Raw genomic sequence first — 19,202 nt, forward strand, 5'->3', positions numbered from 1 at the left:
CATCGGTGGGGGCAAACATGACGGCTTCCCCGGCGCCGCGGGGCGGACCGCGGGCGCGCGGGCGGCGGCCCCGGGGCAGTCCCCGAGCGCGTCGCTGCTGGTGAGCGGGTTCCGGTCCTCCCGCGGCCGATGTTTACGCGCCGCTGCTGCTGGTAGTCGAGTGGGTGCGCTCGGCGTCTGAGTTGCAGACCCGGCCTGAGGAGGGAGCGGTTACATGCGTGTCCTCGGTGTCAACGCCGTCTTCCACGACCCTGCGGCGGCGATCGTCGTCGACGGCCGCACGGTCGCGGCGGCGGAGGAGGAGCGGTTCTCGCGGCGCAAGCACGGCAAGGCCGCCGTCCCCTTCTCCACGTGGGAGCTGCCGGAGCAGGCGATGCGCTGGTGCCTGGAACGCGCGGGTCTGCGCCCCGCCGACCTGGACGCGGTCACCTACTCCTACGACCCCGCCCTGGCCGACCCCGACGGGCCCGGACAGGACCGCGGGTGGGAGCGCCTGCGCCTGTTCTACGTCGAGCGCGCCCCGCACTTCCTGGCCACCGCCCTGCCGGGCCTGGACCCGGCCAAGGTCACCTACGTCCCCCACCACGTCGCGCACGCGGCCTCCACCGGGCTCGCCGCCCCGCCGGAGGCCGGAGGCGGCGAGTGCGCGGTGTTCGTGGCCGACGGCCGCGGCGAGAGCACCTCGCACCTGGCGGGCGTCTACACCGGCGGGAAGCTGGACGTGCTGGCCCGCCAGCCGCTGCCCGAGTCCCTGGGACTGGTCTACGAGGAGCTCACCGAGCACGTGGGCTTCCACCGCTCCAGCGACGAGTACAAGGTGATGGCACTGGCCTCCTACGGCGAGCCCACCATGCTCGACGCGGTGCGCAAGTGCGTGCGCTACGAGGGCGACGGCCTGGTCCGCGCCTCGGGCCTGGAGTGGAACTCCCTCACCGACCCGTGCGAGCCGGGGCGGGAGCCCTCCAAGGAGCACGCGAACCTGGCCGCCAGCGTGCAGGCCGCCATGGAGGAGACCCTCCTGGCCGTCGTCGGCTGGCTGCACGAGCGGACCGGCCGACCGCACCTGACGATGGCGGGCGGGGTCGCGCTCAACTGCGTCGCCAACAGCCGCATCGCCCGCGAGGGGCCCTTCGAGAGCGTGTGGGTGCAGCCCGCCTCCGGCGACGCGGGCACCGCGCTGGGCGGCGCCCTGCACGTGGCCTCCCTCGTGGAGGACGTGGCGCCCATGCCCGGGGCCGACCTGGGCCGCTCCTGGGACGAGGACGAACTGCACGCGATCCTGCGCGAGGCCGACGTCGCCTTCGAGCGCCCCGACGACCTGGCCGACACCGTGGCCGAGGCCCTGGAGCGGGACGCGCTGGTGGCCTGGTTCCAGGGCGCGGCGGAGTACGGTCCCCGCGCGCTGGGGCACCGCTCCCTGCTCGCCAACCCGTCCAACCCCGACAACCTCGAACGGCTCAACCGGGTCAAGGGGCGCGAGCAGTTCCGCCCCGTCGCGCCGATGGTGGCCGAGCCCAGGGCGGCGGAGATCTTCTCCGGCGGGCCCCTGCCCAGCCCCTACATGCTCTTCGTCCACGAGGTGCACCCCGACTGGCGCGACCGCCTGCCCGCCGTGGTGCACGTGGACGGCACCGCCCGCGTCCAGACCGTGGCCGAGCGGGACGACCCGCTCACCGCGCGCCTGCTGGACCGCTTCGAACGGCGCAGCGGCCTGCCCGTCCTGGTCAACACCAGCCTCAACACCGCCGGACGGCCCATGGTCGACTCCCCGCGCGACGCCCTGGAGTGCTTCGGGTCCGCGCCGGTGGACCTGCTGGCCATCGGCCCGTTCGTCGTGCGCCGCCGCGCGGGCGAGGGGGCGCACCGGTGAGCGCTCCCCGCTACTCCGTGGTCGTTCCCACCGTGGGGCGCGACACCCTGCCCCGCGTTCTGGAACCGCTTCTGGCCGCGCCGCCGCGGGAGGCGCCCGAGGAGGTCGTCGTCGTGGACGACCGGCCCTCCGACGACGCCGCGCCGCTGCCCGGGACCGACCACGCCCGGGTGCGCGTCCTGCGCACCGGCGGAGGCGGCCCCGCCGCCGCCCGCCAGGCCGGGTGGCACGCCTGCGCCGCCGAGTGGATCGCCTTCCTGGACGACGACGTGGCCCCGCCCGCGGACTGGCCGACGCGCCTGCGCGCCGACCTGGCCGACCTGCCCGCCGAGGTGGGCGCCAGCCAGGGCCGCATCACCGTGCCCCGCCCGCGCGGGCACCGGCCCACGGACGCCGAACGGGCCACCCTGGCACTGGAGGGCGCCCGCTGGATCACCGCGGACATGGCCTACCGCAGGAACGCGCTGGAGGCGGTCGGCGGCTTCGACGCCCGCTTCCCGCGCGCCTACCGCGAGGACACCGACCTGGCCCTGCGGGTCGTGGACGCCGGGTTCGTCCTCGTGCCCGGAGAGCGCGAGTGCGTGCACCCGCTGCGCGGCGGCGGGCGCTGGGCGAGCCTGGCCGCCCAGCGCGGCAACGCCGACAACGCGCTGATGGACCGCCTGCACGGGCGCGGTTGGCGCAACCGGGTCGGCGAGGGCCCCGGCGGGCTGCGCGGGCACGTTCTCACCACGGCCGCCCTGCTGGGCGCCGCCGGAGCGGCCCTGACCGGCCGCCGCGCCGCGGCCGCCGCGTGCGCCGCGCTGTGGACCGCGCGCACCGCCGCGTTCGCCCGGCGCCGGATCTCCGGCGGACCCGCCACCCGCGACGAAGTCACCGACATGCTGGTGACCAGCGCGCTCATCCCGCCCCTGGCCTGCTGGCAGCGGCTGCGCGGCGAGATCCGATACGCCGGTGCGCGGCCCGCCCCGGGAGTGGCGGCCGTGCTGTTCGACAGGGACGGCACCCTGGTCGAGGACGTCCCCTACAACGGTGACCCCGACAAGGTGCGGCCCACGCCCTCGGCCGAGCGGGCGCTCGCCTTGGCCCGCCGCGCCGGACTCGCCGTCGGGGTGGTCAGCAACCAGTCGGGCATCGCCCGCGGACTGATCACCCGCGACCAGGTGGACGCGGTCAACCGGCGCGTGGAGGAACTGCTGGGCCCCTTCGACGTGTGGCGCGTGTGCCCGCACGGCGAGGAGGACGGCTGCGGGTGCCGCAAGCCCGCGCCCGGCATGGTCCGCTCCGCCGCGGCCGAGCTGGGTCTGCCGCCCTCCCGCTGCGCGCTGGTCGGCGACATCGGCGCCGACGTGGACGCCGCGCGGGCCGCGGGCGCGCGCGGGGTGCTCGTGCCCACCGCCGCCACCCTGGACGCCGAGTGCCGGTCCGCACCCGAGACCGCGCCCGACCTGGAGGCCGCCGTCCTGCGCCTGCTCGGAGAGGACGCTTCGTGAGCGGCGGGACCGTGATCGTGGCGCGCCTGGACAGCATGGGGGACGTCCTGCTGTCCGGACCGGCCGTGCGCGCCCTCGCCCACGGAGCCGACCGGGTCGTCTACCTCGCCGGACCCCGGGGCGCCGAGACCGCCGCGGCGCTGCCGGGCGTGGACGAGGTCCTGACCTGGTGCGCGCCCTGGATCGCCGCCGACCCGCCGCCGGTGGACGCCGCCGACGTCACCCGGCTCGTGCGGCGCCTGTCCGACCCCGGCGCGGACGCCGCCGTGATCCTGACCTCCTTCCACCAGTCGCCGCTGCCGATGGCCCTGCTCCTGCGCATGGCCGGGGTTCCCCGCGTCTCTGCCGTCAGCGAGGACTACCCGGGCAGCCTGCTCGACGTGCGCCACCATGTGGCTTACGGCGTCCCCGAGGCCGAACGCATGCTGTCGCTGGCCCGCGCCGCCGGGTACCCGCCGCCGCCCGGCGACGACGGACGCCTGGCCGTGCGCCGCCCGCTGCCCGACACCCGCGGGCTGACCGGGCCCGACGGATACGCGGTGGTCCACGTCGGCGCGGACGCCCCCTCCCGGGAGCTGCCGCCCGCGCTGGCCGCCAAGACCGTCGCCGCGCTGGCCGAACGCGGTCACCGGGTCCTGGTCACCGGCACCGCCGGGGAGGCCGGGGCCGCCCGCGAGGTCGCCGCGCACGGCGCCGCGGACCTGGCCGGGCGCACCACCGTCACCGAACTGGCCGACGTTCTCGACCGCGCCGCCGTCCTGGTCTCGGGCAACACCGGCCCCGCCCACCTGGCCGCCGCCGTCGGCACTCCCGTGGTCTCGCTCTTCTCCCCGGTCGTGCCGGCCTCCGCGTGGGCGCCCCACGGCACCGCGGTCCGCGTCCTGGGCGACCAGTCCGCGCCCTGCGCCGACACCCGGGCCCGGGTCTGCCCCGTACCCGGCCACCCCTGCCTGAACTCCGTCTCCTCCGACGACGTCCTGACCGCCGTCGACGAACTCCTGGGGGCACGATGACCGTCCACCATCCGACACCCGCCGCCCCGGCGCGCGCCCCCCTGGGCATGGCGCAGGGCCGCGCCAGGACGCCCGCGCGCGCGCTGCGGATCCTGCTCTGGCACGTCCACGGCTCGTGGACGACCGCGTTCGTCCACGGCGGGCACACCTGCCTGCTGCCGGTGACCCCGGACCGGGGGCCCGACGGGCGGGGCCGCGCCCGCACCTGGGACTGGCCCGCCAACGCCGAGGAACTGCCCCCCGGGGCGGTGCGCGACAGCGAGCCCGACCTGGTGGTCCTCCAGCGTCCGCACGAGATCGCCTTGGCCGAGGAGCTCCTGGGCCGCGTACCGGGCCGGGACGTGCCCGCCGTCTACGTCGAGCACAACACCCCGCGCCGGGACGTGCCGGTCACCCGGCACCCCGTCGCCGACCGCGACGACATCCCCGTCGTCCACGTCACCCACTTCAACGACCTGTTCTGGGACTGCGGGCGCGCGCCCACCCGCGTGGTCGAACACGGCGTGCCCGACCCCGGGTACCGCTACACCGGTGAGGTCCCGCGCACGGGCGTGGTGCTCAACGAGCCCCTGCGCCGCTGGCGCTTCACCGGTACCGACCTGCTGCCCGCGCTCGCCGAGCGCGTGCCCCTGGACCTGTTCGGCATGGGCGTGGCCGGGGTACCCGACCACCTCGGGCTGACGCCCCCGCGGCTGCGCGCCCACGAGGACCTGCCCCAGGGCGCCATGCACGACGAACTGGCCCGCCGCCGCGCCTACGCCCACCCGCTGCGGTGGACCTCGCTCGGCCTGTCCCTCATCGAGGCGATGATGCTGGGCCTTCCCGTGGCCGCCCTCGGCACGACCGAGGCATACGAGGCCGTACCGCCCGAGGCGGGCACCGTCTCGACCGACCCCCGAGTGCTCGCGGAGGCGCTGCGCGCGTTCCATGAGGATCGCGACCTCGCCGTCCGCGCCGGCAAGGCCGCCCGTGCGGCGGCTCTGCGCCGCTACGGGCTCACCAGGTTCCTCGACGACTGGGACCGGGTGCTACAGGAGGTGACGTCATGAGGATCGCCATGGTCTCCGAACACGCCAGCCCGCTGGCGGCGATCACCGGAGAGGACGCGGGCGGCCAGAACGTCCACGTGGCCGAGCTGGCCGCGGCGCTCGCCGCGCGCGGGCATGAGGTCGTCGTCCACACGCGCCGCACCGACGCGGAGCGGCCCGACAGCGTCTCCCTGGGCCCGGGCGTGCGCGTGGAGCACGTGCGCGCCGGACCGGCGGCACCGATCAGCAAGGACGAGCTGCCCCAGTACATGCCCGAGTTCGCGCAGCGGCTGCGGGCGGCCTGGCGCGTCCAGCGGCCCGACGTCGTCCACGCCCACTTCTGGATGAGCGGTTTCGCCTCCCTGCGGGCTGCCGGCGCCCTGGGCCTGCCCGTGCTGCAGACCTTCCACGCCCTGGGCACAGTCAAGCGCCGCCACCAGGGCACGGACGACACCAGCCCCGCCGAGCGCGTCCCGACCGAACGCGCCGTGGCCGGTCAGTGCGACATGGTCGTGGCCACCTCCACCGAGGAGCGGCGCGAACTCGCCGAGTGGGGGATCCCGCCCGCGCGCGTGGCGGTGGTGCCCTGCGGCGTGGACACCTCCCGCTTCACCGCGAAGGGACCCGCAGCCGAGCGCGGCGACCGCCCGCGCCTGCTCAGCCTGGGCCGCCTGGTCAGGCGCAAGGGCGTGGACACGGTGATCCGCGCGCTGGCCCAGGTGCCCGAGGCCGAACTGGTCATCGCCGGGGGGACCGACCGCGAACGCCTGTGGACCCAGCCCGAGGCGGTGCGGCTGCGGATGGCCGCCGAGCGCGCGGGCGTGGAGGAGCGGGTCCGCTTCCTGGGCTGCGTGGACCGCGCCGAGGTGCCCGCCCTGCTCAGGTCGGCCGACGTGGCCGTCAACGTGCCCTGGTACGAGCCGTTCGGGATCTCCACCGTCGAGGCGATGGCCTGCGGTGTCCCCGTGGTCGCCTCCCGCGTGGGCGGCCACGTCGACACCGTCGTGCACGGGGAGACCGGGCTCCTCGTCCCGGCCAGGTCGCCCGAGCGGCTGGGCCGCGCCGTGCGCTGGCTGCTCTCGGACGAGGCGACCAGGACCTCCTTCGCCGAGGCCGCGGCCGAGCGGGCGCGCGACCACTACTCGTGGGCGGAGGTGGCCCGGCGCACCGAGGAGTGCTACCTGCATGTGACCACGACCGCGACCGGCACGGCCGTCCCGGCGCCGCGCGCCGGGCTCAGCACGCCGGTCGCCACCACCACCGGGGGAGGCGAGGAGTGATGCACACCCACCTGAGACAGCTCAGCTCCGCGCTGGACGGCACGGACGCCGCCCTCGTCGAGGAGTGGGGGCGCCGCGCCGCGCGCTCCCTGAGCGGGGGGCAGCGCCTGTTCGCCTGCGGCAACGGCGGCAGCGCGGCCGAGGCCCAGCACCTGACCGCCGAACTGACCGGACGCTTCGAGGACGAGCGCGAGCCCCTGTCGGCCATCGCGCTGCACGCGGAGACCTCCAGCGTCACCGCCATCGCCAACGACTACGGCTACCAGCAGGTCTTCGCGCGCCAGCTGCGCGCGCACGCCCGCCCGGGCGACCTGCTGGTGTGCATGTCCACCAGCGGCAACAGCGAGAACGTCGTCGCCGCGGCCAAGGCAGCCCGGGAACTCGGCGTCACCTGCTGGTCCCTGACCGGCCCCGGGCCCAGCGCCCTGGAGTCGCTCAGCGCGGAGACAGTCGCGGTCCCCGCGCCCAGCACCTCCACCGTGCAGGAGGTCCACCTGGCGCTGGTCCACGTGTTCTGCGCCGCGGTGGACGCCGAGGTCGCCGCCCGCGCGCACGGGGTCTTCGTCCCCGAGGGGAGGGCTGCCACATGAGCGGGGGAACCGTGGTGGTGGTCGGCGACGCCCTGCTCGACGTGGACCTGCGCGGCGTGTCCCGGCGCGACTGCCCCGACGCGCCCGCGCCCGTACTGGAGGAGCCCGAGTCCTGGTACCGGCCCGGAGGCGCGGCCCTGGCCGCCCGCCGCGCCCGGCAGGACGGTCACGACGTGGTCCTGGTGACCGCCGTGGGCCGCGACGCGGCCGCCGACGACCTGGCCGCGCTCGTGGGCGGGGGCGTCCGGCTGGTGGGGCTGCCCCTGATGGAGCACACGCCCACCAAGACCCGGGTCCAGGCCAACGGCCGCACCGTGGCACGCCTGGACCGGGGGTGCGAGGGCGTGGAACTCGACGCCCGCGCCGAGGACGTCGCCGAGGCCCTGGCCGGGGCGGCGGCCGTGCTCGTGGCCGACTACGGGCACGGGCTCACCCGCCAGCGCGCCGTGCGCCGGGCCCTGACCGCCTGCGCGCGGCGCGGCGTCCCGCTCGTGTGGGATCCGCATCCGCGCGGCGCCGACCCCGTGCCCGGAACCCGCCTTGCCACGCCCAACGCCGCCGAGGCCGGGGTCGCCGGGGGCGCCGACGGGCATGCCCTGCGCCGGGCCGGTGAGCTGGCCGGGGCGTGGGACGTGCACTCGGTGGCCGTCACCCTCGGCGCGCGCGGCGCCGCCTGGTCGGACACCGGGGACGAGTGCGCCCTGCTGCCGGGCACGCCGGTCGACTCGCCGACCGACACCTGCGGCGCCGGGGACGCCTTCGCCGCCGCGTGCGCCACGGCGCTCGCCGACGGCGATGACGTACGCGACGCCGTCCGGCGCGGGGTCGCCTCCGCCTCGGCCTTCGTCGCCGGGGGCGGGGCCTCGGCCTACGCCGCCCCGCGCCCCGCCGCCGGGCGGGCGCGCGACGCCGCGGTGCCCGGCCCCCGCGCGGGGGAGGACCGCCGGGCGGAGCGGGTCGTGGCGACCGGGGGCTGCTTCGACGTCCTGCACGCGGGCCACGTCGACCTGCTGCGCCGCGCCCGCGCCCTGGGAGACCGCCTCGTGGTCCTGCTCAACAGCGACGCCTCCGTGCGCGCGCTCAAGGGCAGCGGCCGTCCGGTGGTCGCCGAACAGGACCGCGCCCGCGTGCTGGGCGCGCTCGACTGCGTGGACGAGGTGGTCGTCTTCGACGAGGACACGCCCGTGCGCGCCCTGGAGGAGCTGCGGCCCGACGTGTGGGTCAAGGGCGGCGACTACGAGGTGGAGGACCTGCCCGAGACGCCCGTCGTGCGCCGGGCCGGGGGAGAGGTGGTCACCGTGCCCCTCGTGCCCGGCCACTCCACGACCGGGCTGATCACCCGCATCCGCGGACGGGGCCGCGACGGCGTACCCGCCCGCTGACGCCCCGAGACCGGACGCCCCCGCCCCGGCGCCCGGGAACCGGACACGAACGACCGACGACCACGACACGGAGAACGAGGGAGACAGATGCGTCCACTCGGAAACACGCTGATCACCGGAGGGTCCTCGGGCCTGGGAGCGGCCACCGCGCGGGCCGTCGCCGACGGGGGCGGCCACCCGATCGTCCTGGACCGGCAGCACCCCGGCAACGACCTGTCCTTCCACCAGGTGGACCTGGCCGACCGCGAGGCCGTCGAGCGCGTCGTGCAGCAGGTCAGCGTCCAGCACGGCCGCATCGACGCCCTGGTCAACGCGGGCGGGACCGACGCCTGCGGCACGCTCACCGACGTGGCCGCCGAGGACTGGGAGCGGGTCGTCCAGGTCAACCTCCTCGGCACCGCCGCCGTGACCCGTGCCGCCCTGCCGCACCTGCGCGCCTCCCGGGGCACGGTGGTCAACTGCGCTTCCACGCTCGGCCTGCGCGCGCTCAGCGACGCCACGGCCTACTGCGCCTCCAAGTTCGGGGTCGTGGGATTCACCCGGGCGCTGGCCGCCGAACTCGCCGGACAGGTCGGGGTGACGCTCCTGGTCCCCGGGGGCATGAGCACCTCCTTCTTCGACGACCGCCCCGACCAGTACAAGCCGGGCCCCGACGCCAAGCTCAACGCGCCCGAGGACGTGGCCCGCGCGGTGGTGTTCGCGCTGAGCCAGCCCCCCGGCTGCGAGGTGCGCGAGATGGTGATCTGCCCCTCGCAGGAGACGTCCTGGCCCTGATCGGTGTCTTTCGGGGCCTCCGCTTCGCTTCGGCCCGCCCGTCGCCCGCCACCGCCCGCGGGGGCGCTTCGCGCCGAGGCGGGCTACCGCCCTCAACGGACGCTACGCGCAGCACTCTCCGCGTTCGGGCGCCCGAAGTACGGGAATCGGGTTGAAGGAGCGCAGTGGTGTCTCCGGTGAGACGGCTCGTTCCTCGCAGTCTCACCTCCGGCACCTCCAGAACCCCGTGGGCGCCCGAACCACCCCCCTCACGCCAAGACTCCGTTCACAAGACAGGCCCCAAGGGCCACAGAACAGCACCCAGGTAAGCGGTGAGACCATCCGAGGAGGTGGGCGACGATGCGCGAGCACGCGTCGAGAGGAAGGGCCCTGGTCACCGGTGGCGCCGGGTTTCTCGGCTCCCATCTGTGCGAACGGCTGCTGGAGAGGGGCACACGCGTGGTGTGCCTGGACAACTTCGCCACCGGCCGGGCGCAGAACGTGGCGCACCTGGCCGGGCACCCCTGGTTCGAGCTGATGGAGGCCGACCTCACCGAACCGTTCACGCTGGAGGAACCCGTGGACACGGTGTTCCACCTGGCCTCGGCCGCCTCGCCGCCGGACTACCTGCGCCTGCCGGTGGAGACGCTGGAGGTGGGCAGCCTGGGCACCCGCAACGCGCTGGAGTGCGCCGAGCGCCACGGCGCCCGCCTGGTCCTGGCCTCCACCAGCGAGGTGTACGGCGACCCGCTGGAGTACCCGCAGCGCGAGACCTACTGGGGCAACGTCAACCCTGTCGGCCCGCGCAGCGTCTACGACGAGGCCAAGCGCTACGCCGAGTCGCTGACCATGGCCCACCACCGCGCCCGCGGGGCCGACGTGGGCATCGCCCGCATCTTCAACTGCTACGGGCCGCGCATGCGCGCCGACGACGGCCGCATGGTGCCCACCTTCGTCAACCAGGCGCTGGAGGGCAGGCCCCTGACGGTGGCGGGCGACGGCCACCAGACGCGGTCGCTGTGCTACGTGGACGACACCGTGCGGGGCCTGATCGCCCTGGCCGACAGCGAGACGACGGGGCCGGTCAACATCGGCAGCGACGAGGAGCTGTCCGTGCTGAACCTGGCCCGCGTCGTCATCGGCGTCACCGGGACGGGCTCGGAGATCACCTTCGTCGAACGCCCCGAGGACGATCCGCACTTCCGGCGCCCCGACATCCGCCTGGCCGAGCAGGCCCTGGGCTGGCGGCCGCGGGTCCGCCTGGACGAGGGGCTGCGCCGCACCGTCGCCTACTTCGTGGACCAGCGCGACCGCTACGAGGGCCTGCCCGAGGGGACCGCGCCCGCCAACTGAGGGCCGGACCGGAAACGGTGCCGGTGCGACGCGGGAGGTCCGGACCCGCGGCGGCCCCGTACCCGTGGCGGGTCCGGGGCGCCGTACCCCGCCGTGAGCACGAGGCCGCGGTGAGGGGGCGGGTCGGGGCACGAGAGGGGAGAGAGGACCAGCGTGGGGAATCCGGAGCGCTCACGGGTCACCGTGGTGGTGGCCACCCGCGACCGGCGCGAAGAGCTGCTGCGCACGCTGGGGCACCTGGAACGGCTGGAGCCCCGACCGCCCGTGGTGGTCGTGGACAACGCCTCCACCGACGGCACCGCCGAGGCCGTGCGCGAGGGGTTCCCCGGCGTCGAACTCGTGCGCCAGGACCGCAACACCGGCTGCGTGGCCCGCAACACCGGGGTGGCGCGCGCCCGGACGCCCTACGTCGCCTTCTGCGACGACGACTCCTGGTGGGCGCCGGGGTCGCTGGAGGCGGCGGCCGACGCCCTGGACGCCCACCCGCGCCTGGGGCTGGTCGCCGCGTCGGTGTTCGTCGGCGAGGAGGGGCGGCCGGACCCGCTCAACGGGGCGCTGGCCCACAGCCCGCTGCCGGACGGCGACGGCCTGCCCGGTCCGCGGATCCTCGGCTTCCTGGCCTGCGCCGCCGTGGTGCGGCGCGCGGCCTTCACGGAGGCGGGCGGCTTCAGCCACCTGCTGTTCTTCGCCGGGGAGGAGGCCCTCCTGGCCCAGGACCTGGCGGCCTCGGGCTGGGAGCTGTGCCACCTGGAGCACGTGCGCGTGCACCACCACCCGTCCTCGGTGCGCCCGCCGGGCCTGTGGCGGCGCACGCTGGAGGAGCGCAACGCCCTGCTGACGGTCTGGCTGCGCCGCCGCCCCGGCCTGGCCCTGGCGCGCACGGCCCGGCTGGCCGGGCGCTCGCTGCGCGACCCCGTCTCGCGCGGCGCCCTGACCGGGGCGCTGCGGGTCCTCCCCGCGGCGCTGGCCCGGCGCCGACCGGTGCCCGCGCACGTGGAACGCGACCTGGCCCTGCTGGAGGAGGCATGAACCCGAGCGCGCGCGTGGGCGTCGTGGTCATCACCCGCGACCGCCGGGAGGAGCTGCTGCGCACCCTGGACCGGCTGGCGGACCTGCCGGGACCGCCGCCGACCGTCGTCGTGGACAACGCCTCGGGCGACGGCACGGCCGCGGCCGTCGTCGAACGCCACGGGTGGGTGCGGCTCGTCCGGGCCGGGGCCAACCTGGGCTCGGTGGGCCGCAACGTCGGGGTCGAGGCCCTGGACACGCCCTACGTCGCCTTCTGCGACGACGACACCTGGTGGGAGCCGGGCTCCCTGGAGCGGGCCGCCGACCTGCTGGACGCCCACCCCGGGCTGGGTTCGGTGACGGCCCGGCTGATCGTGGAGCCCGCGGGCGGGGAGGACCCCATCACCCCGGAGCTGCGCCACTCGCCGGTGCCCGGGCCGGACTGGCTGCCCGGCCCCGCCCTGCTCGGTGTGCTCGCCGGGGTCACCGTGTTCCGGGTCCGCGCCTTCCGGCAGACGGGGGGCTTCTCCCGGCGCCTGTGGATGGGCGGGGAGGAGGAGCTGCTGGCGCTGGACCTGGCCGCCGCCGGGTGGTGGATGTGCTGGGACGAGGACACGGTCGCCCACCACGCCGCCTCGCCGGTGCGCGATCCCACCCGGCGGCGGTGCCTGGGCATCCGCAACACCCTGTGGACCGCGTGGCTGCGGCGCCCGGTGGACGGGGCGTGGCGGCACACGTGGTCGGTGCTGCGGTCGGTGCCGCGCGACCTGCCGAGCGCGATGGCCGTCGCCGAGGCGCTCGGGGGGCTGCCCTGGGTGCTGAGGGAGCGCGCGCCGGTCCCGCCGCGGGTGGAGCGCGGGCTGCGCGCCCTGGAGGCGCCCCGCAGGGAGTCCCGGGCGCGGCGCTACGTGGGCTGAGGCGCCCGGGCCGCGAGAAGACCGGGTCGTGAGGCGCCCGGGCAGCCCGCTCCGTGAGCCGTCCGGGTCGCTGGTGCGGGGGCGCCCTGTGGATGCCCGAAACGGCTCCGGGCCACGGGCGAACGCCTGCCCCCGGTCCCCGGTGCGGTGTCCTTCCGGGAGTGGTGCCGACTCCCGTGAGCGGTGTGGAGATGGCCGGTATCCGGGGACAAAAGCTGGAATTCCAGGTAAGCGACAGATGGCCATTGGGTGAATACTCGGTGTAGTAACGCGGGTATGTACACGAACGCGTCACCTGTCCGTTCGATCCCTGGGTCTGCCCCTCCCAGGGCGAGGAGTCCCCCCGTGCAAGCGCAACGGAACCCTGCCCCCGTTCCCCCGCTTCCCCCGAACACCCGACCGGCGCCGCGCGGGCGGCGCGTATGACCCACCGACCCCTCCGCGCGTCGGGCCGGGCACCCTCCGGCACGGACGCGCGCAGGGCGTTGGCCGCCCTGTGCGTCACCGTCACCGCCAGCCAGGGAGTGCTGTTCTACGCCTTCCCCGTGCTGGCGCCCGCCATCGCCGCGGACACCGGCTGGTCCCTGCCCGCCGTCATCGCCCTGTTCTCCGGCTCCCAGGTCGTGGCCGGACTGTGCGGGCCCCTGGTGGCCCGCTGGCTGCGGGTGCGCGGCCCCCGCCCGGTGATGACCGCGGCGGCCCTGCTGGGCGCGGTCGCCGTCGCCGGACTCGCGCTGGCCCCGAACCTGTGGTTCTTCGGCGCGGCCTGGCAGGCGGCCGGAGTCGCCGTGGCCGGGCTCTCCTACCCGCCCGCCTTCGCCGCCCTGACCCGCTGGTACGGGCCGGGCAGGGTCCGGGCGCTCACCGCGCTCACCCTGGTCGGCGGACTGGCCAGCACCGTCTTCGCCCCGCTGACCGCCGCCCTGGAGGCGCAGGTCGGCTGGCGCGGCGCCTACCTCGTCCTCGCCCTGGTCCTGGCCCTGGTGGTGCTGCCGCTGCACGCCCTGGCCCTGACCCCGCCCTGGGCTCCCGGCGGCACCGCCGACCGGGCCGGGGACCGCAGGGCGGTGCGCGGAGTGGTCCGCAGCGGCGCGTTCTGGGCGCTGACCACGGCGCTCGCCCTGGGCACCCTCACCGTGTACGCGGTCGTGGTCGGCATCATCCCGCTCATGGAGGGGCGCGGGTTCGGCACCGCCGAGGCCGCCTGGACGCTCAGCGTCGTGGGCGTGGGCCAGGTGCTGGGCCGCCTCGTCTACGCACCGCTGGCGCGGTGCAGCGGGGCGGTGCACCGGATCGCCGCGGTGCTCCTGGCCTGCGCCGGGGCGACCGGACTGATCGCCCTGGTCAGCGGACCGCTGGCCCTGGTCATGGCCGCGGCGGCGCTGGTCGGCACCGCGCGGGGTGTGCTCACCCTGCTCCAGGCCACGGCCGTGGCCGACCGCTGGGGTGAGGAGCACTACACCACGCTCAACGGCATCATGCACACCCCGCTCATGCTCACCATGGCCCTGGCGCCGGGGGCGTGCGCGCTGCTGGCCGGTCCCCTGGGCGGCTACCCGGCGGTGTTCCTACTGCTGGCGGCCCTGTCGGTGCTCGGTGCGCTGGTCGCGCTGGCCAGCGGACCGACCCGTCGTTAGGCAGTGTTTTTCGGACCTCCGCTCCGCTTCGTCCCAACCGTCGCCCGCCACCACCCCCAACGGACGCCTGCGGCGCAGTTCCCCCACGGGAACCCGCCTCCGCCACCTCCAGAACCCCGTGGGCGCCCGAACCGACCCCCCCACAAGCTGAGACCGGTTCAGAGAACAGACCCCAGCGCTCGGGCTGGCGGGGTCCCCCGGGGCCCGCCCGCCGGTCAGGCCCCGGGCGCCGACGCGGCCCGCAGCAGCCGCAGCTGCCCCAGTTCGGCCACGTTCTTCATCAGCTCGCCGTTGACCCAGGCGGCCGTGTGCTCGACCGTCAGCCCCGAGTCCGGCGGCCAGGGGAACGCGGCGGGGGCGTCCAGGTCCGGGCCGGTGAACCCCTCCAGCACCTCCAGCCACTGCGCCCGCAACCCGCGCAGCCAGTCGGCCGCCTCCTCCGGGCCCGGCCAGCGGACCTCCTCGCGCTCGCGGGGAACGCGCCCCCGCAGGTGGTCGAGGGCGGTGGACCACCACCAGTCGATGTGCCAGGTGACCCATGCCGCGGTGGGGACGGGCACGGGATCGGGTTCGGTGTCAGCCCAGTCGGGCACCCACCTGCCCTCGCCGTCCCGGCGCACCGTCCAGCACAGGGGGCCGGGCTCCCAGAGCAGGTCGCCGGGCTCCAGGCGCTCCAGGTGGTACTCGAACAGGGACCAGGTGAAGTCGAACTGCCAGCGCAGCAGCGCGCGACGAGGGTCGGACATGGGGTCAGCCTGGCACAGGACCCCGCCCGCGCCGAAGCGGTTTTCCCGCGCCCGCCTCCGCACGGGCGCGGGGAAACCCGGGTGAAAACGCGTTGCGGTTGACGTGGCGTCAACGCCTAACGTCGTTCCCCGGGCCGGAGGGACCGGCCCGACGAGGGGGAGACCGCGATGTCCTGGTCGATGGGCGAGGTGTGCCGTATGAGCGGCGTCACCTCCCGCGCCCTGCGGCACTACCACCGGATCGGCCTGTTGGAGCCCGAGCGGATCGGCCCCGGCGGGATCCGCCACTACGGGCACGGCGAGCTGCTGCGCCTCCAGCACATCCTGGTGATGCGCGAGCTGGGCATGGGGCTGTCCGACACCGCCCGTGTGCTGGACGAGGGAGACCGGGTCGGGGCGCTGCGCGACCACCTGCGCGCCCTGCTGGCCGAGCGGGACCGCGTCGACACCCTCGTCGCCACCGTGCGCCGCACCGTCGACGCACTGGAGGAGGCAGACGCCGTGAAGGCCGCACACCACCCCGAGGACCTGTTCGCCGGATTCGACGAGTCCGTCTACAGCGAGCGCGCCCGCGTCGAGTGGCCGCACACGTGGGAGCGGGCGCGGCGGACCGCGGAGGGGATGACCGAGGACGACCGGGAGCGGTACCGCGACGAGGCCGCGGACCAGCTGCGGCGCATGGCCGCCCACCTGGTCGCGGGCGTCCTGCCCGACGACCCGGCGGTCCAGGCCGAGGTGCACGTCCACTACCTGGCGGTGAGCCGGATGTGGGCGTGGACGCCCGACGCGGGCGCGTTCGAGAACCTGGGTCGCGGCTACGCCGAGGAGGGACCCTGGCGCGAGGTCTACGAGGGCTGCGCCCCGGGGCTGGCCGACTACCAGTACGAGGCCATGGCGTTCTACGCACGCCAGCGGCTCGACCGGAGGGAGGACGCGTGATCCCCGGGGGCTGAACGGCGCCGCCGCTCCTTCGCCGGGGCGTCCTGCGCCCGGGAACCGGGGGGCGGGGCACACGCGCCCCGCCCCCGGCACCGCCTCTCAGAGGACGTCGGGCGAGACGTCCAGCACCGTGCGGTCGCGCGAGGCCACCAGGTCGAACTGCGGCCCGGTGCGCGGCAGCTCGTGGCGGAAGAAGTACGCCGCCGCGGCGCGCTTGCCCTCGTAGAAGCCGCCCTCGCGCCCGTGCGCGGCCACCAGCTGCTCCAGCCACATCCAGGCGACCACCACGTGCCCCACCGCCTCCAGGTAGGGGGTGGCGTTGGCCAGCGCCACCGCCGGGTCGCCCCCGGCCCAGGCCGCGGCGGCCGTCTCCGCGGTCCGGTCCAGGGCCTTCGACAGCAGGCCCGCGTACTCGGCCTCGCGCCCGCCCAGCTCCCGGGCCCGGTCCGCCGTGACTCGCGCGGTCTCCACCAGCAGCGACAGCCGGGAGCCGCCGTCGAGCACGGCCTTGCGGCCCAGCAGGTCCAGGGCCTGGATGCCGTGGGTCCCCTCGTGGATCGGGTTGAGCCGGTTGTCCCGGTAGTGCTGCTCCACGTCGTACTCGCGCGTGTACCCGTACCCGCCGTGCACCTGGATGGCCAGGCTGTTGGCCTCCACGCACCACTGGGAGGGCCAGCTCTTGGCGATCGGCGTGAGCACGTCCAGCAGCAGGCGGGCCCGTTCGCGCTCCTTCTCGCCCCCGGCGCTGGCGGTCTCGTCCACCAGCCGGGCGCAGTACAGCACCAGGGCGAGCGCGCCCTCGACGTAGCTCTTCTGGGCGAGCAGCATCCGGCGCACGTCGGTGTGCTCGACGATGGGGACCTGCGGCCGTTCGGGGTCCTTGCCGCCCAGCGGGCGGCCCTGGAGGCGCTCGCGGGCGTAGGCCAGCGACTTGAGGTAGCCGGTGTAGCCGACGGCGGCGGCGCCCGCGCCCACCCCGATCCGGGCCCCGTTCATCATGTGGAACATGTACTTCAGCCCCTGGTGGGGCTCGCCGACCAGGTAGCCCACCGCGCCCGGCCGCCCGCCGGGGGTGTGGCGCCCCTCGCCGAAGTTGAGCAGCGCGTTGACGGTGCCCCGGTAGCCCATCTTGTGGTTGAGCCCGGCGGGCACGACGTCGTTGCGCTCGCCGACCGACCCGTCGGCCTCCAACAGGTACTTGGGCACGACGAACAGGGAGATGCCCCGGACTCCGGGCGGGCCGCCGGGGATCCTGGCCAGCACCAGGTGCACGATGTTCTCGGTCAGCTCGTGGTCGCCCGCGGAGATCCACATCTTGTTGCCGAACAGCCGGTAGCCGCCCTGCCCGTCCTCTTCGGCGCGGGTGGTGATGTCGGCCAGCGAGCTGCCCGCCTGCGGCTCGGACAGGCACATGGTGCCCGTGAAGCGCCCCTCCACCATGGGGCGCACCCAGGTGTCGACCTGCTCGGGGCTGCCGTGCGCCAGGAGCAGGCGCGCGTTGCCCGAGGTGAGGAAGAGGTAGGCCGAGGTGCCCAGGTTGGCGGCCTGGAAGTAGGCGCCGCACGCGCTGGAGACCACGTGCGGGATCTGGGCGCCGCCCACGGAGGCGGGCATCCCGGCGGCGCCCAGCCCGGTCTCGGCGTAGACCTCCAGGGCCTTCCTCACCTCGGGGATGACGTGGACGCGCTCGCCGTCGAAGCGGGGCTCGTTGGCGTCGTTGGCCTTGTTGTGCGGCGCGAAGTGGTCGGTGGCCACGCGTTCGGCCAGCTCCAGCGCGGCGTCGAGGGTCTCGCGGGAGTGGTCGGCGTAGTGTGGTCGGCTGGTGAGCGCCTCGGTGTCGAGCCACTCGTAGAGCAGGAAGTGCAGGTCGCGCGTGGACAGCAGGGCGGACGCCACGGTCGCCTCCTCGAATCGTTGACCGACTGGTCGGTATGCTACCCCGTCCGCGGGACTCCGGGGCGACCGGGGCCGTACCGCCTTCCGGGCCCTAAGCTTGCTGCCACCGACCCGAGAAGGAGCGCTGACCCGCATGTCCGCTGTGTCCGACCCCTCCCGCACCGTCCTGCTGCTCAACGGCCCCAACCTCAACCTGCTGGGCACCCGCGACCCCGGGCAGTACGGCACCACCACCCTGGCGGAGGTCGAACGCCGCGTGGTCTCCCTCGGCGAGGAGCTGGGTGTGCGGGTGGTGTGCGCACAGAGCAACAGCGAGGGCGTGATGGTGGACCGGATCCACGCCGCGCGCGACTGGGCAGGGGTGGTGCTCAACCCCGGCGCCTACGCGCACTACGGCATCGCGCTGCGCGACGCGATCGACGCGGTCGAGGCGCCGGTGGTGGAGGTGCACATCTCCAACATCTACGCGCGCGAGGAGTTCCGGCACACCTCGGTGACCGCGCCGGTGGCCGCGGGCTACGTCGCCGGATGCGGGGTCTTCGGCTACGAACTGGCCCTGCGCGCGGTGCTGCGGCGCGACGCCGAGCGCCGGGAGGCGGGCGGCACGGGCGCTCAGCGGTAGGTCATCAGCGCGGGGCCGCCCTGCTCCAGGTGGGCGTGGTCGTTGAAGGACAGCAGCCGGGTGCCGCCCCGGCCGTGCAGCAGCTTGCTCACCGAACCGTTGACCACCACGCGGTTCAGGGCCAGGAACCCTGCGGGCGCCGTGCCCAGCAGGGTCGAGCACACCGACGCGATCACCCCGGCGGAGGTGAAGACCAGCGCGGTCTCCCCCCTGTCCAGCCCGGCGACCAGGTCGTCCAGCGCCTGCCGGATCCCGCTCCGGAAACCCTCCCAGGTGCCCGGACCGCTGCCCCCGGCCTCGATCCATGAGCTCAGGGAGGCGTCGAGCCGATCCTGGAGCGAGCCGGTCGCGACCGCGTGGGCGCCCAGCAGGCCGAGGTGGTCGTACTCGTTCCACCGCTCGTCGCCGACCGGCTCCAGGTCCAGGCCCGCCTCAGTCAGGGCCGCGGCCGCCGTCTGGCGCTGGCGGCGCAGCTCACCGGTCACCACGCGGCCGACCCGGGGGCCGCGCCGCCGGAGTTCGGCGCCCAGCAGGCGCGCCTGCTCGTAGCCGGTCGGGCTCAACTCGTCGTAGTCCTCCGCCTCGGGGGAGGCCTTCCCGTGACGGATCAGGTAGATCGCTGGCATCGCACCAGGGTACGAGCGGCCCCGCGGGCGCCCCCGCGCCGGGGACGCG

General features: G+C 75.6%; 17 protein-coding genes. 14 read left to right on the forward strand and 3 right to left on the reverse strand.

Translation table 11 applies throughout. The features are described 5' to 3' along the window. Window positions 1–214: 214 nt before the first annotated feature. From AC0VX6_RS11595 to AC0VX6_RS11650, 12 genes are all read left to right on the forward strand, one after another. A complete protein-coding gene (locus tag AC0VX6_RS11595; RefSeq protein WP_274977525.1) occupies window positions 215–1,870 on the forward strand; it encodes a carbamoyltransferase family protein in 1,656 nt (551 codons plus the stop codon). Beyond that, window positions 1,867–3,363 (forward strand): HAD-IIIA family hydrolase, encoded by a 1,497-nt coding sequence (locus AC0VX6_RS11600; protein WP_475468554.1) that lies wholly within the window; start codon window positions 1,867–1,869, stop codon window positions 3,361–3,363. Before AC0VX6_RS11595 ends, AC0VX6_RS11600 begins: the two co-directional genes overlap by 4 nt. Beyond that, entirely contained in the window at window positions 3,360–4,376 is a 1,017-nt protein-coding gene (locus AC0VX6_RS11605; protein WP_475468556.1) for a glycosyltransferase family 9 protein, read from the forward strand. Before AC0VX6_RS11600 ends, AC0VX6_RS11605 begins: the two co-directional genes overlap by 4 nt. Then, complete coding sequence (locus tag AC0VX6_RS11610; protein WP_274977528.1) at window positions 4,373–5,425, forward strand: glycosyltransferase; 1,053 nt, start codon at window positions 4,373–4,375, stop codon at window positions 5,423–5,425. The genes AC0VX6_RS11605 and AC0VX6_RS11610 overlap by 4 nt, the downstream gene beginning before the upstream one ends. After that, a complete protein-coding gene (locus AC0VX6_RS11615; RefSeq protein WP_475468559.1) occupies window positions 5,422–6,684 on the forward strand; it encodes a glycosyltransferase in 1,263 nt (420 codons plus the stop codon). The genes AC0VX6_RS11610 and AC0VX6_RS11615 overlap by 4 nt, the downstream gene beginning before the upstream one ends. Next, window positions 6,684–7,274 (forward strand): D-sedoheptulose-7-phosphate isomerase, encoded by a 591-nt coding sequence (locus AC0VX6_RS11620; RefSeq protein WP_274977530.1) that lies wholly within the window; start codon window positions 6,684–6,686, stop codon window positions 7,272–7,274. The genes AC0VX6_RS11615 and AC0VX6_RS11620 overlap by 1 nt, the downstream gene beginning before the upstream one ends. Then, window positions 7,271–8,656 (forward strand): D-glycero-beta-D-manno-heptose 1-phosphate adenylyltransferase, encoded by a 1,386-nt coding sequence (gene rfaE2, locus AC0VX6_RS11625; protein ID WP_475468561.1) that lies wholly within the window; start codon window positions 7,271–7,273, stop codon window positions 8,654–8,656. Before AC0VX6_RS11620 ends, rfaE2 begins: the two co-directional genes overlap by 4 nt. 87 nt (window positions 8,657–8,743) lie before the next feature. Next, on the forward strand, window positions 8,744–9,430 hold the full coding sequence (locus tag AC0VX6_RS11630; protein ID WP_475468563.1) for an SDR family oxidoreductase: 687 nt from the start codon (window positions 8,744–8,746) through the stop codon (window positions 9,428–9,430). Window positions 9,431–9,769: 339 nt separating this feature from the next. Then, window positions 9,770–10,762 (forward strand): UDP-glucuronic acid decarboxylase family protein, encoded by a 993-nt coding sequence (locus AC0VX6_RS11635; protein ID WP_274977533.1) that lies wholly within the window; start codon window positions 9,770–9,772, stop codon window positions 10,760–10,762. Window positions 10,763–10,915: 153 nt separating this feature from the next. Further along, entirely contained in the window at window positions 10,916–11,791 is an 876-nt protein-coding gene (locus tag AC0VX6_RS11640; protein ID WP_274977534.1) for a glycosyltransferase family 2 protein, read from the forward strand. Beyond that, window positions 11,788–12,687 carry a glycosyltransferase family 2 protein gene (locus tag AC0VX6_RS11645; protein ID WP_475468565.1) on the forward strand — a complete coding sequence of 300 codons (900 nt, stop codon included), beginning with the start codon at window positions 11,788–11,790 and terminating at the stop codon, window positions 12,685–12,687. Before AC0VX6_RS11640 ends, AC0VX6_RS11645 begins: the two co-directional genes overlap by 4 nt. Before the next feature lie 422 nt (window positions 12,688–13,109). Beyond that, window positions 13,110–14,324, forward strand: a complete 1,215-nt coding sequence (locus AC0VX6_RS11650; protein WP_274977536.1) for an MFS transporter — start codon at window positions 13,110–13,112, stop codon at window positions 14,322–14,324. 215 nt (window positions 14,325–14,539) lie between these two features. Here the strand turns inward: AC0VX6_RS11650 and AC0VX6_RS11655 are convergent, their stop codons facing one another. After that, complete coding sequence (locus tag AC0VX6_RS11655) at window positions 14,540–15,070, reverse strand: DinB family protein (protein WP_475468567.1); 531 nt, start codon at window positions 15,068–15,070, stop codon at window positions 14,540–14,542. Window positions 15,071–15,238: 168 nt separating this feature from the next. Here AC0VX6_RS11655 and AC0VX6_RS11660 point away from each other — a divergent pair, with 168 nt between their 5' ends. Beyond that, a complete protein-coding gene (locus AC0VX6_RS11660) occupies window positions 15,239–16,009 on the forward strand; it encodes a MerR family transcriptional regulator (RefSeq protein ID WP_475468569.1) in 771 nt (256 codons plus the stop codon). Between the two features lie 99 nt (window positions 16,010–16,108). On the opposite strand, the gene AC0VX6_RS11665 is transcribed toward AC0VX6_RS11660, so the two are convergent. Beyond that, the gene (locus AC0VX6_RS11665) at window positions 16,109–17,905 is read right to left on the reverse strand and encodes an acyl-CoA dehydrogenase (protein ID WP_475468570.1); all 1,797 of its coding nucleotides are present in this window, start codon (window positions 17,903–17,905) and stop codon (window positions 16,109–16,111) included. Between the two features lie 133 nt (window positions 17,906–18,038). Here AC0VX6_RS11665 and aroQ point away from each other — a divergent pair, with 133 nt between their 5' ends. Further along, a complete protein-coding gene (gene aroQ, locus AC0VX6_RS11670) occupies window positions 18,039–18,527 on the forward strand; it encodes a type II 3-dehydroquinate dehydratase (protein ID WP_274977540.1) in 489 nt (162 codons plus the stop codon). Here the strand turns inward: aroQ and AC0VX6_RS11675 are convergent. After that, a complete protein-coding gene (locus AC0VX6_RS11675; RefSeq protein WP_475468572.1) occupies window positions 18,518–19,153 on the reverse strand; it encodes a histidine phosphatase family protein in 636 nt (211 codons plus the stop codon). The two genes, aroQ and AC0VX6_RS11675, sit on opposite strands and share 10 nt — an antisense overlap. Window positions 19,154–19,202: the final 49 nt, after the last annotated feature.

This window comes from Nocardiopsis sp. iso_25, from assembly GCF_056173305.1.